The organism is Spirosoma panaciterrae DSM 21099 (genome assembly GCF_000374025.1).
GTDB lineage: Bacteria > Bacteroidota > Bacteroidia > Cytophagales > Spirosomataceae > Spirosoma > Spirosoma panaciterrae.
Map to the genome: position 1 here is coordinate 280,711 of NZ_KB893172.1, position 12,542 is coordinate 293,252.

Below are 12,542 nucleotides of genomic sequence, written 5' to 3' on the forward strand. Positions count from 1 at the left end.
AGCAATTATGAAGAGAATTTGAAGAAGCGGATTCTATGGCTAAGCGTACAGATGCTGCGCCAGCCAGATAACCAGGTGGGCAAAGGGAACCAGCAGAAACTGTGCCAGTAGGGTTCCGGTTAAACGAGCCAGCAAAATCAGAATGATGTATCGTCGGAAATACCCCGTACTGTGCTGCCCTGCCGTTACTTCATCGGCCAGGAGGGCAATGTCTGGATCAACAAAGAGGACCAGAATGATGGTGGCAATGCCGTTGATCAAGCCCGACATAGAGGCTGCTGTTGCTCGTAAATCGGGATTAATGTAGCCCGCGTACAGGGTAGCCAAAACCCCAACCGTGATAATGGCATTGGCCAGAGCATTGAGCACGAAGATGCGTATCGGAACATTGGGGCTCTGCCGAATGGCCTGCCAGTTGGCAGCATCGGGCCACTTCAAATGTGCAGGAAGGGTTCGAACACTCGATACAGATAGACCACGAACGACTAATTTGCTGAATGAACGGTGTTGATAATAGCTCTCGACCAGGCGGGTCATCAGCCGCTGAAACGACGGAAATACCAGACCGCCCGCTACTGTGGCTAGCGTAGTAAAGGCAAGTATCCACCGAAAATCGGCAATCTGATCAAAGCGGCCCGCCTGAATATTTAATTCCACAGTTTTGGCCAGCAACGGAGCCTGTAAGGTATTGGCCAACCGGGAAACGAGGGCCATAACATTGAATAACGAAAACGAGACCGCCCATCGTAACGTTTGAAGCCCTACCACCCGAACGCTCAACGACAGCGTAGCGACGAGGTGAATCACAAACGTAAACAGGGCAACCAGTAAAATTTGGGAACTCATGAGCTAGAAAGGCAAATCGCGTTTGTTCCAATCGAGTCGGAGCCGTACCTGGCGATACATCCAGCGGCTCATTGAAAGCTCGGACTTGCCCTTGCGGAACAGACGGTAAGCCAGCCAGTTTTTCTGTACATAGCGAATGGCCTTTATGGCCTTGTTGGATGAGCGTTTTCGTACTAAGGAAAAATAGGTTGTTTCGGCGGTACTCAACGTCATGGATTTTAGCCGTTCCTTAACATCGGAAGGTAGGGTTAAGCGGAATTCGCTCTCCAGCAATTTTAACGCCTGTTGAACAGGATAGTTGACATTATATTGCCTAGCCAGGTCGAGTAAAGCGTGCCAGTCGATGGATAAGGCCGGATTTGTATAGATTACATAACTATCCGCAATCCAGCGAATGGCAGGCGTTTCGCTCCAATCATAGCCATGCACTAGATTATGATATAGCTGATGGGTTGGCGATAAAGCATAGGTTGATTGACGATCCGTTAATTTGACTGGTTGGCGAGCTTGCCAGAAAGGCACATCAGCCTTAGCGTAACTATGTTCATAGAGCAGGTTCCAGTGCAGATCAACATCCACACCATTGGCGTCCCATAAATGCATGGCATGAAGGGTGTGGCGGTGTTTTGTTTCAAATGGACTCGATTGAAGGGAGAGTGGAGGAGCCTGAAGGGCTTGTAACGCCTGTTCGGCCTGGGCTGTCGGTACCAGTACGTCCAGATCATACATCAGCCGAACCCCCATATCACCATAGTACAGCAACGAAAGCGGAATCCCTTTCAGGGCAATGGTTTCGATCTCATTCTGATGGAGAACACGGATAACCTGGCTCATTTTGAGTAAGAATCGCTGATTACTCATCCAGGTATACCGATAAATACCCCGCAGATGGACAACGAGTGGATCGCCGGATTTTTCCAGGTTACGATACACGAGGGGCATCAATCGTTGTGAGTCACCATCCAGAGGGTCGAACAGGCTGGGCAACAAATTGATATTGGTCGGAATAAACTGATCCAGTCCACGCTCTTTTTTCCATTGATGCCAATAGGAAAGCGCTTCCTGAGCTGGAAAAAGGGCGGCTTTCAGCAAAAGAATCTGTTCAGGCTGAATGGCAAATGTAGGGCTGTTGATGGCCATGGTTATCGGGAGGAATGGCTTGCGCGTCGATCGAGGGCGGCTTTCAGGATATGCACAAACTCTTTTTGATATTGTTGCTGCGAAGCCAGCCCACTTCGGTGCAATCGGCGGAGGGTTACTGTGACGGGGAGCATGGTGTAGGCGAAACCAGCCTCTGTAGCCCGCATAAACCAGTCGATAAAATCGCCGGTATGGTACTTAGTACTGAAGAGCCCTGTTTGCTGAAAAGCGCTCCGGCGAATCAGCATCGTTTGCTTTAGCCAGCCCGGTTGAGCCTCAGACGGGCATTGAATTCCTGCCTGAACGGCTGGAGGGAGATCGGGGCTGATAAACTGCCGGACGTACCCAAAGCAGGCATCGAGCGATGGGTTCGTTTGTAGACAGTCAACCTGTTGTTGTAATTTATGAGGCAGCCAGACATCGTCTGCATCCAGAAACGCAATCAGGTCGCCTTCGGCCAGGTCAATGGCTTCATTCAGGGTGGAAGCGACTCCCCGGTTTTCACGCGTTTGTAATTGGATCAGCCCTTTTTGTGCGTAAGGCAGCAACATTTCCATCGATTGGTCGGTAGAGCCATCGTTTATCACAAGAATCTGCTGTGGCTGATGCGTTTGTGCCAAAACCGATTCGATGCATTCCTTGATGTAGGGGGCGGCATTATAGACAGGAATAACTACGCTGACAGACAAGCTCATAGAGTATCGTTGTTCATAGGTTGCTGAAAGTCCGAAAACTGGGGGAGTGCCTGCACGCCCGTCTCACTTCGGCGCCGATCAAGGGAGTATTTGATCGCTTTAAGCAGTGTACTTTTGACCAGGTCCTGATCGCGGGTGTAGTTGGCGCTATGGTGTCGATAGTAGAGCATCACGTCATCGGTTGTACGCATACGAACGCCCTGCTCTTTGGCCCGATTATACCAGTCCAGGTCTTCACCGATTTTCAGCTCTTCATTAAACAGGCCAATCCGCTCAAAGACGCTCGTCCGAAACAAACCGGCTCCAAGCAGGATATTCCATACGGTCTGGGTCTGATCGGGAAAGTGAAAGCGTTCGGGATTAGACCCATCCAGAAAAACGTACTGGGTTTTGCCGAAAACGACATCCAGCGATGGGTCTTCAGTGAATAGGGCCAACTGACGTTTGAGTTTATAATCAGGGAATACATCGTCGTTGTCGAGGAAGGTAACAAACGGGGCATTTACAAACGAAAAGGCTTTGTTGCGGGCAGCCGCAGGGCCCCGGTTTTCCTGCCGTACATAGCGGATTCTCGAATCGAAGCTCTGTATAATTTCGGCCGATCGGTCAGTAGAACCATCATCAACACAAATGACCTCAATGGCATCCATTCCCTGGTTCAGTACACTGGTAATGGCTTCGGCCACAAAACGCTCGGCGTTATACACCGGCATAATAACGCTAACAAGGGGCGGTTGCATCGGTTGGCAGCGATTGTAAGGTTGAGTCAATAGCTTCGGGGATCTGGGTCAGGTCGGTGCCGGTTTCCAGCCAGAAACAGGGTATCTGATGGACCAAACGAGCCATTTTCTGAAAAGTCCGCTGATCGGCGCGGAGAAGGGCCAGCGTCGACGGGGCCAGGGCTTTCAGCGCATCGGCAGGGGTAGCCGGGCGAAGGCTAGTGTGCGTACCACCCGTAAAATGAGGCAGCATAATGGCCTTTAAGGGGAAGCCTTTCGTGACAACGCTGGGGTAATGCTGATGCAGATAGAACTGAAGTTTCTGTCCGTCTGTTGCGGGGTATTCGTTGGCCAGGGGCTGAAGAGCGGGGAAACGGCTCAGGTTGCCAGGTTCGAGTTTAGCAACGTTGTACAGGCTGTGGACAAACAGGGCCTCCAGATCAATCATCACAAAATCATCGCCCGCATACTGAAGCCTGCTTTGCAGACAGGCCAGCGTGCTGGTCGATTTACCTGAACCACCACGGCCTGTGAGCAGCACACCACCGGCTGTTGTGCCAACCGCTCCGGCATGTACCAGTACATACCGATTCTGCTCTTCAAACCATTTATGCAGGATGTACCGAAACGGAAAACTACGTTCCCATTCGGGTACTGTAGCAAAGTCAGTTCCCCATACAAAAGCCAGTTGTTCGGTATGGGCTATCCAGGTAAACACGCCTGTATCCTGCTGAAAGGTAGCGCTGTAGCCTGCTGCCAGTCCATAAATAATCCCATGCCCATCGGCCTGTTGCCAGTCCCAGCAGGGCTGAGGAAGCATCACGCCCGAAGTTTTATGATTAATAACGTAAACGGTTAAACCATTCGGGAGCGGGGGGCTTGCCCGATGAGCAATTGCTTTTGTGAAAAAATCCTGATGACTTTCGCCAATGAATATGACCCTTAAAGACAGACTATCAAAGCCAAATGAACGAGCCGATAATTGCGGCTGAAAGGATCGGCAGCGGTCGGCCAGTAACTGAGTAAAATGCGCTTCACCTGACGAGCGAGTAGAAGGCTGATGTGCATCTATTTTTTGATGGGCCATCCTTCAACCGGGCTAACGTCGTGGATTGGGTCGAGCGTCAGGAGACTGGCCATATCGGTATAGATCTCCAGTAAGGGGGGCGTAAATGGTTTAGATAGTGTACGAACTGGAAGGGGAGAGGTCTGGGAAGGAGTTCCTTCCAGCACAAGCTCTTCATCGACCAGTTGGTCGAGAAAGCTGTTGAGCGGTTTACTAAGCTCCGCTTCATTGGTCGCGTAGGTGCCTGCCAGGTAGGCAAGAAGGCCATCTTTAGACGTTCCTGCTTCAAGCCCCTGCCACACCACGGCGGCCGAACCCCGAAGGCTGTAGTAATGGCCTCGACTCATATTGACGATGATGACCTCATCATCGAAATGCTCGCTGACGATGGCGGGAGAAATACAGTATTGATTGGTAGGCATACAGAGGGATAGGTGACAGTATTACGGTATAAAATTGGCCTTTCGATGAACTTCTTGTATAGAGATTCTATCAAAGATTATGCTACTTCAGGCACTAACATTACATTAAAAGCAAAAATCGGTTAATCTGGCTAGTAAATACCAATAAATGTATCGGTATTTATATCACCTCAGCTTAAAGGTTTATTAAAAAGGTTGACTAGTAGTTGATTAGCTATTGCCAGGTAAGTTGAAAGCAGTGAGAAGCCGTCGTGGTATCATAGGTATACTGAAGACCTAACTGGTACCGATCGCAGATTTGTTTGACAAGCGCAAGGCCCAATCCCGTTGAGTCGGGCCGGGCCGGGTTTTTGACAAACCGATTGAAAAGCTGACTATCGGCAAAGGGAAGTGGCTCGCCGGTATTCTGAATACGTAACGTTCGGTCGGTTAATTCGATGCGAACAATACCGTCTGGTGTCCCATGCCGAACGGCATTTTTAAAGAGATTATTCAATAGCACACCCGCTAATTGCGGATTCATCTGTAGCGTAACCTGTGGAAATAGGGCTCGCTCTACGCTCATGCCTTTGTGGGCAAAAAAAGACGCATACTCGTCGGTATACTGCGTGACCAGCTCACTAATATTCAGTAATTGGCTAGTAGAGAACTGATCGTTTTCGACCTGAGCGAGTAGTAATAACGATCGGTTTAGCTGGCTTAGTCGGCTCAGTGCGTCGGTAGCCCGCTGTAGATGGAGGTGATCGGCTTCGCGTAGATTGTCGGATTGCATCAGCGTGTCCAGTTCGGTCAGGGCTATAGCTAAAGGCGTTTGCAGCTCGTGTGATGCGTTTTCGGTGAACTGTTTCTGTAGCAAAAACTGCTTCCGTACGTTCTGGGTCAGCATCTGTAGGGATTGGCTCAGCAGGTCAAATTCCCGAATCCGACTGTCTGGGAATGAGGGATGGGTCGCCTGGTCGAGTTGAAACTGGCCAAGCTGATTGATCGTGGCATAAAAAGGACGCCACAACCGACGCGACAGCCCCAGGCCAATCAGTACCGATAAGCCCATAAGCAATAAAAAGCTCCAGATGACCCCTACCGATATGATTCGGGCTAATTCGTTGAATTCGTAATAGGCCTGCCGGACGGTTATCTGATACGTTTGTCCATGTTCTGTAATGATCGTTTTTACCTGCCGGACGGGCGATGCCTCGGTCGAATCCAGCGGATTGGGAAGCATAATATCCGAAAAGACCGGAGCGGAGGGGGGGGTAAGCGCAATACGGTCGATGTGTGGATTGTCGTCCCAATCGGCTCGCAAAACGGCATCAGGGGCCAGTTTCCGGAGTTGTTGCCTTACCTGGTCGACCTGGTTCATCAGAATTTCATCCACTTCCCGCTGAATGGTTCGATGAATCAGAATGTAAAAGCCAACCGAGCCGATCAGGGCAATGACAAAGGCCGAGAGCAACAGGTAACGGGCAGTTTGACCAAGCAGGCTCATAGCGGGCGTGTCGAGAAAACATAACCAGCTCCATAGCGCGTCTGAACGTAGTCGGGGCAACCAGCGGCCATCAGCTTCCGGCGCAGATTTTTGACGTGTGTGTACAGAAACTCATGCGAGTCGGCTGTATCCATGGCATCGCCCCAAATGTGTTCGGCTATGGCCGACTTCGATAAGATTCGGTCGGTGTTGGTAACAAAAAACAGAAGCAGTTCATATTCTTTACTCGTCAGCTTAATATCGACTTCCTGAATACAGACCCGCTGCTGGTCGGGCCAAAGGGTAAGCTCGCCCGCTCGTACGGAGGCCTGCCCGCCAAACAGGCGTCGACGTAATATTGATCGTAAGCGGGCATTGAGTTCGGGCAGATGAAACGGTTTGGTAAGGTAATCGTCGGCCCCGGCATCGAGTCCGGTCAGTTTATCGGCCAGCGCATCTCGGGCTGTGATCACAATAATACCGGCTGCCGATTGCCGATTTTTTAGTTCGCGAACCAGGTCAAGTCCATGGCCATCGGGCAGCATTAAATCGACTATTACACAATCGTAGTCATAATCATTCGCTTTGGTGGCGGCCTGGTGGTAGGTCAGGGCCGTCGTAACGGTGTAGCCTTCCGATTCGAGGTAATGTTGTACCGATCGCTGCAACGCAGGTTCGTCTTCAACCAAAAGAATTTTCATAAACAAATGTAAGAGAGAAGTAGGAGGTATGATATAGGGTATAGGATGTATGATATATGATATAAGGGTATCTACAAAACGGCCCCATATCCTATACTATACATCCTACATCCTATATCCTACATTCTACCTCTCTTCCGCTATTGGCTCCATTCGGTGGGTGTCCGGTCCCAGCGGTGGCCTTTCAGTTCATGCAGAAGTTCGGGCGAAAGACCCGCTCCGTCGCTGGCTGCAATGTTGGCTTCTACGTTCCGGATCTGCCGCATGCCGGGTATGGTAGTGTGTACGTCGGGGTTGCTCAGAATAAACCGTAGCGCCATTTCGGGCATGGTCATGCCGTTCGGAATGAGCGGTTTCAGGGCATCGGCATGGTCGACGCTGCTGTTGAGGTTTTCGGGGACGAAATACGTAGAACGCCAGTCATTGGCCGGAAAGGTGGTTTCTTTGGTAAAGGTGCCGGTCAGCGTGCCTTCGTCGAACGGTACACGGGCAATGACACCAATGTTCAGTTCGCGGCAAAGCGGGAAGAGGTTGTCCTCGGGGTTCTGGTCGAAGATGTTGTAAATCACCTGAACGGCATCGATCAGCCCGGTACGGAGGGTATTCAGGCAATTGTCGGGTTCCCATCTATTGACCGAAATGCCCCAGGCCTGTACTTTCCCCTGTTGGGTAAGTTTGGTGATGGCTTCCTGCCACTCGTCCTGATTGGCCCAGCTATCTTCCCAGACGTGGAATTGCTGTAGATCGATGGTTTCGACGCCCAGGTTTTTCAGACTTTTTTCGGTGTATTCAACAATGTAATCGGCCGGGAAAACATCGTTCAGGGCAAAGTCGGGCTTTGAGGGCCATTTCCGATTTTTGGGTGGAATCTTGGTGGCGGCATACAGTTTCTGTTCGGGATGCGCTTTAAGAAGCTGTGCCAGAATCTCCTCGCTGACCCCATCGGCGTAGGCCCAGGCCGTGTCGAAGAAATTGCAGCCCAGCTCGACAGAACGTTCCAGCGCTTGCAGTACTTGCTGTTTATCGGAGCCGGTCCATCCGGCCAGGCCCCACATGCCGTAGCCAATTTCAGAAACCTGCCAGCCTGTTCGGCCAAATGTTCGGTATTGCATAAAAGTTTTAATTAAACACGGAGACGCGGAGTTTTTATGATCGGCAATAGCCGTCGCAGGTATATAAGATTAATTGTGAACTCGCTTACTGAAAAAACTTAGCTATCCTTGCGATTAAGCACTCATCCGTTATGGCTTCCATTAATTTTTCGTCAAATTCTCTCTTTCAGAAGAGGGACGTTGAAATGGATAAGCAGACCAAACCGTTTATCGGCTAATCGTAAATAGGCAATAGATTTTCAACAGATTTTAATTCCAGGACAATTGTATCTTCGACGAGCAAATCCATAAAAAATGTTTTGGCCGTTTCGTGTCCTTTGTACAGAACTGGAATTTCGACTTGTCGTTCCACATACAAACCCGTACTTCGAAGTTCGTAAGTGAGACACGCTTCCTATACACTTTTGATTGAACATAAAAACTCTCTGCGTCTCCGGGCTTAAACTCAAAAAAATATGCTGGTACGAATTGTACGGATGACATTTCAGGAAGATAAGCTCCCCGAATTTCACGCTATTTTCGATGCATCGAAACACCAGATCAGAGCTTTCCCGGGCAATACCCATCTGGAACTGCTGAGCGACCCCAACCACCCAACGGTTCGGATGACCTATAGCCTATGGGAGTCGGCACAGGCACTGGAAGCGTATCGGCAAAGTGCGCTTTTTCGTACAACCTGGGCGGCCACCAAAGCCTTGTTTGCCGAGCGGGCCATTGCGTTTTCGGGTGAACATCTGGAAACAGTAACCCATTGACTACGTGAGTAAAACTCCTTAGCTCATGCCTTCTATGGCTACTTAATATCTGGGTTTGCTTGCCTATGCTTCGTCAACTTGCTACCGTTTGGCTGATGGTCTGTCTGCTGCTCGGGCCGACGGTGCGTATCTATGCCCAAACGACAACGACTACCCTGACGGGATTCGTTGTCGATGCCTCGACGGGTAAGCCAATGCCCTACGCAAACGTGTACGTCAATGGAAGCACGCGTGGCACAATCACCAATGATCAGGGCGCTTACACACTCACGGGAGTACCGCTCGGTACGGTCGAAATTGTGGCCTCATTTGTCGGTTATCAGCCGCTGCGAAAAACGTTTCGTCTGGAAGAAGGGCAGGACAACCGGGCTCATTTTCGATTAAAACCCAGCGATCATACCTTGCTGGCTGTTACAGTTCGGGGAAATCAGAAAAAATGGGAGCGGCATCTGAAACAGTTCAAACGCCAGTTGCTGGGTGAACCCTTTGCCGGGCAGTGCCTGATTGCCAACAGCGATGCGCTCAGTTTTAAGGAAGAAGCAGGGGGGCATCTTAAAGCAACGGCAACTGAACCGCTTCAAATCGAAAACCAGGCATTGGGGTACAAACTGTACTACGACCTGATGTATTTCGATGCCACCAGCCAGAAGGTCTATTTTGCCGGAACGGCCCGGTTTGAAGAACTGAAACCAGCCGACGACCGACAGGCAAGACGGTATCGGCGCAACCGGATGATTGCCTATAAAGGCTCCACCCGGCATCTGATGGCCAGCCTGGTCGACAGTACCTACGAGCGCGAAGGGTTTCTGGTCTATCAGGAAAATATGGGCGTTCCGATAGCCCGTTCAATTAGCAACCGGGCTATGCTGGCTAGTTCTGTTTCAACAGGCACCACCAAAGGCCATCTTCAGCCGATAAGAATTAAACAGTTGATTCAGGCGGGGAAATTACCGTTTGAACGCCGACTGGTATCGTCTTCATCGTTGATCGTCTTTTATACCTATGCCACATCCAATTACTCACCCTATCTGGATGCGCGCTATGCCTACTCGGAAATCAAGTTGCCAGCCGGAGATTTGCTGATGACGGTCGATGGAACGATTACCTCGCCCAATGGGATGGAGGAATATGGGTCGCTTTCTGAAGATCGTTTGTCGCGGTTATTACCCGGCGACTGGCAACCTGCCAAAACCGATGCTGAACCCAGCGTAGCTCCGGTGGTGGCCCAGGGACGGTTGATGCCGCCCGATGCCCGCTTAGGCCGGATTGCCAAAGCCTTTACCGATAAGTTTCAGAATCTGGCTCCGATTCTGTATCTGCATACCGATAAGCCGTTCTATGCCACCGGCGACCGGGTGTGGTTGAGTGCCTATCTGCTCGACCCCGCCACGAATCTGCGCCCGCTTGGCGAAACGGCCATGCACGTCGACCTACTGACCTCGGCCGGGAAATCGATTCACCACCAGTGGCTAAAGGTTACCGACGGACGGGCTGCTGGCGATTTCAGGCTCTCCGATACACTGGCATCGGGAGCCTACCGACTTCGGGCCTATACCGACGAAGATAATGGGCAACATCGCCCCGCCTTCGAACGTACGATAGCCGTCAATAATCTGTTTCAGAGCGATTTGTCGAAAGGGACTGCGGCCGAACAACAGCCATTGGATGTACAGATATTGCCGGAAGGCGGGCGATGGGTGGTTGGGTTTCCGGCCAGGTTAGGCATCAAGATTGTCGATGCTCATGGTAAGGGAGTACTGGTTACGGGCCGGATTGTTACGGGCGAAGGCACCGAAGTTGGCCGACTTACAGTCAATGCACTCGGCATGGGAAGCTTTACGATGACCCCACAAGCCGATAAGAAATACTATGCCGATGTGTTCTATAACAATCAGCATCAGATGGTTTTGTTGCCACCGGCCGAGTCGGGCGGGCTACTGTTGGCGGCTGATGCCATTAGTGACTCGACCCAGCTAGCCCTGGCTATTACATCGCCCAATACGACTCCGCTGGATTCGGTGTATATCCTGATTCAGCGGCAGGGGTATCTGGTCGATCAGCGTAAAATTCTGTTGCAGAATGGAATAGCCCGTGTGAGCCTGCCTACGGAAGCCTACCTGCCGGGGCTGCATCAGATTACCCTATACGATGCCACGGCTCGCCCGCAAGCCGAACGGCTGGTATTTCTGCCCGATCACTTGCCACCCATTCGAACCCTTATTGGCCTGAACAAGTCGCGTTACCAACCGCGTGAGCGGGCCATTCTAAACCTGAATCTGAGCGAAGATGGGTTGCCATCGATGGCCTTCCTGTCGGCATCCGTCACGGATGCCAGTCAGGTGCCCGACGATACGGCCGAAGCGTCGATTCAGACCCATATGTTGTTGACGGGCGAACTGCGGGGGCACGTGGAGCAGCCGAATAATTACCTCAAAGATAATACCCCCGAAACTCGTCGGGCACTCGACGATTTGTTGTTAACCCAGGGCTGGCGACGGGTTAGTGGAACTCCGGCAACCGAATTGCTCGGTGGGGTATCGGTAATGGGCCGTATCCTTAACTCGAAAAATCAGCCGATTGCGGGGGCACAGATCTTTTTGGCATCGACGGTGTCGGGGCAGTCGTTTGTGAAGTCGGCTGGAACTGACGAAAAAGGGCGTTTTCGGCTGGGTGGTTTGGCTATTGCGGATACCGTTCAGCTTATGACCCAGCTTACCGACCACCAACTGAAAGATTTACCCGAGAAAGAAGCGCATTTGGTGCTGGAAGGCCCAGACGTGTCGTGGGATGCCGATACCAACCGCCTGTTGCCAGACTGGATGGCCTTGCGGGGACAATTGGATGCCGCCCGAATCCGGCAGGAATCGGATACCGATCTGTACCGCGACAAAGCAGCTAAGTTGTTAAAAGCGGTTACGGTGAAAGCCCGTCGGTTTGATGAACGACCAGACGATATACAGCGTCGTAGCTTACACAACAGTGCCGATGCCACGCTAGTGTTTGACGAAAAATCACCGCCATTCGCCAATCTGTATGAAATGATGCGGGGCCGTGTTGCTGGTGTCACGGTTACGCAAAACCCTATTAATGGCAGTTATAAGGTGAGCATTCGGGGAACGGGCAGTTTTGTGAGTGGCACCACGCCGTTGTACCTGATCGATGGGATGAACGTTCAGGATATAGACGGAACGGGGCTTCTGCCGTTCAATCCGGGCGATATAGAACGAATCGAAGTGCTGAAAAACGCGGGCACGGCTGGTATCTATGGGGTGCGGGGAGGCAATGGAGTTATTGCGTTTTACACAAAACGATTCCGGCCCGGACAGCAGACTAATGCGGATAAAAAAGGGATGAAACCCCTCCAGATCATCGGCTTTCCGACCGTTCAGCGTGAATTTTATGTACCTCGTTATGAAGCAACCGAAACACCCACCGGTAAGGTCGACCGTCGGGATGTATTGTACTGGAAGCCGCTGATGCAAACCGATAGCCAGGGGCACAGCCAGATCGTATTTCCCCTATCGGATGTGGTTCAAACCCTGCGTATAACCGTACAGGGCGTAACGGCTACAGGCCGACCTGTAACGGCCGTTGGCTTGTTACGGGTTCAGTGATAACCCT

General features: G+C 51.3%; 11 protein-coding genes and 1 pseudogene. 2 read left to right on the forward strand and 10 right to left on the reverse strand.

Annotated elements, in window-relative coordinates:
* Positions 1 to 39: 39 nt before the first annotated feature.
* From B153_RS0101085 to B153_RS38825, 10 genes and pseudogenes are all read right to left on the reverse strand, one after another.
* A complete protein-coding gene (locus B153_RS0101085) occupies positions 40 to 846 on the reverse strand; it encodes a lipid II flippase family protein (protein ID WP_020594801.1) in 807 nt (268 codons plus the stop codon).
* A 3-nt stretch (positions 847 to 849) separates the two neighbouring features.
* On the reverse strand, positions 850 to 1,986 hold the full coding sequence (locus tag B153_RS0101090; protein WP_020594802.1) for a nucleotidyltransferase domain-containing protein: 1,137 nt from the start codon (positions 1,984 to 1,986) through the stop codon (positions 850 to 852).
* A 2-nt stretch (positions 1,987 to 1,988) separates the two neighbouring features.
* Positions 1,989 to 2,681, reverse strand: coding sequence for a glycosyltransferase family 2 protein (locus B153_RS0101095; RefSeq protein WP_020594803.1), 693 nt, complete (start codon positions 2,679 to 2,681; stop codon positions 1,989 to 1,991).
* A complete protein-coding gene (locus B153_RS34445; RefSeq protein ID WP_083928153.1) occupies positions 2,678 to 3,421 on the reverse strand; it encodes a glycosyltransferase family 2 protein in 744 nt (247 codons plus the stop codon). The genes B153_RS0101095 and B153_RS34445 overlap by 4 nt, the downstream gene beginning before the upstream one ends.
* The gene (locus B153_RS36430; protein ID WP_020594805.1) at positions 3,402 to 4,487 is read right to left on the reverse strand and encodes a phosphoenolpyruvate carboxykinase (ATP); all 1,086 of its coding nucleotides are present in this window, start codon (positions 4,485 to 4,487) and stop codon (positions 3,402 to 3,404) included. The genes B153_RS34445 and B153_RS36430 overlap by 20 nt, the downstream gene beginning before the upstream one ends.
* Positions 4,469 to 4,888 carry a PqqD family protein gene (locus B153_RS0101110; RefSeq protein WP_020594806.1) on the reverse strand — a complete coding sequence of 140 codons (420 nt, stop codon included), beginning with the start codon at positions 4,886 to 4,888 and terminating at the stop codon, positions 4,469 to 4,471. The genes B153_RS36430 and B153_RS0101110 overlap by 19 nt, the downstream gene beginning before the upstream one ends.
* 214 nt (positions 4,889 to 5,102) lie before the next feature.
* Complete coding sequence (locus tag B153_RS0101115; RefSeq protein WP_020594807.1) at positions 5,103 to 6,374, reverse strand: sensor histidine kinase; 1,272 nt, start codon at positions 6,372 to 6,374, stop codon at positions 5,103 to 5,105.
* Complete coding sequence (locus tag B153_RS0101120) at positions 6,371 to 7,054, reverse strand: response regulator transcription factor (RefSeq protein WP_020594808.1); 684 nt, start codon at positions 7,052 to 7,054, stop codon at positions 6,371 to 6,373. The genes B153_RS0101115 and B153_RS0101120 overlap by 4 nt, the downstream gene beginning before the upstream one ends.
* A 140-nt stretch (positions 7,055 to 7,194) precedes the next feature.
* Complete coding sequence (locus tag B153_RS0101125) at positions 7,195 to 8,166, reverse strand: aldo/keto reductase (protein WP_020594809.1); 972 nt, start codon at positions 8,164 to 8,166, stop codon at positions 7,195 to 7,197.
* A gap of 214 nt (positions 8,167 to 8,380) precedes the next feature.
* A pseudogene (locus B153_RS38825) lies at positions 8,381 to 8,548 on the reverse strand (GxxExxY protein); the annotation flags it as partial.
* A gap of 73 nt (positions 8,549 to 8,621) precedes the next feature.
* On the opposite strand from B153_RS38825, the gene B153_RS0101135 reads away from it, so the two are divergent.
* Together B153_RS0101135 and B153_RS0101140 are read left to right on the forward strand one after the other, a co-directional pair.
* Entirely contained in the window at positions 8,622 to 8,921 is a 300-nt protein-coding gene (locus B153_RS0101135; RefSeq protein WP_020594811.1) for a putative quinol monooxygenase, read from the forward strand.
* Positions 8,922 to 8,986: 65 nt separating this feature from the next.
* Entirely contained in the window at positions 8,987 to 12,535 is a 3,549-nt protein-coding gene (locus B153_RS0101140; protein WP_020594812.1) for a carboxypeptidase regulatory-like domain-containing protein, read from the forward strand.
* Positions 12,536 to 12,542 lie beyond the last annotated feature (7 nt).

Coding starts and splice junctions, on each gene's coding strand:
- B153_RS0101085 (WP_020594801.1), bottom strand. CDS start 846: ATGAGTTCCCAAATTTTACTGGTTGCCCTGTTTACGTTTGTGATTCAC.
- B153_RS0101115 (WP_020594807.1), bottom strand. CDS start 6,374: ATGAGCCTGCTTGGTCAAACTGCCCGTTACCTGTTGCTCTCGGCCTTT.
- B153_RS0101140 (WP_020594812.1), top strand. CDS start 8,987: ATGCTTCGTCAACTTGCTACCGTTTGGCTGATGGTCTGTCTGCTGCTC.
- B153_RS0101120 (WP_020594808.1), bottom strand. CDS start 7,054: ATGAAAATTCTTTTGGTTGAAGACGAACCTGCGTTGCAGCGATCGGTA.
- B153_RS0101135 (WP_020594811.1), top strand. CDS start 8,622: ATGCTGGTACGAATTGTACGGATGACATTTCAGGAAGATAAGCTCCCC.
- B153_RS0101090 (WP_020594802.1), bottom strand. CDS start 1,986: ATGGCCATCAACAGCCCTACATTTGCCATTCAGCCTGAACAGATTCTT.
- B153_RS34445 (WP_083928153.1), bottom strand. CDS start 3,421: ATGCAACCGCCCCTTGTTAGCGTTATTATGCCGGTGTATAACGCCGAG.
- B153_RS0101110 (WP_020594806.1), bottom strand. CDS start 4,888: ATGCCTACCAATCAATACTGTATTTCTCCCGCCATCGTCAGCGAGCAT.
- B153_RS0101125 (WP_020594809.1), bottom strand. CDS start 8,166: ATGCAATACCGAACATTTGGCCGAACAGGCTGGCAGGTTTCTGAAATT.
- B153_RS36430 (WP_020594805.1), bottom strand. CDS start 4,487: ATGGCCCATCAAAAAATAGATGCACATCAGCCTTCTACTCGCTCGTCA.
- B153_RS0101095 (WP_020594803.1), bottom strand. CDS start 2,681: ATGAGCTTGTCTGTCAGCGTAGTTATTCCTGTCTATAATGCCGCCCCC.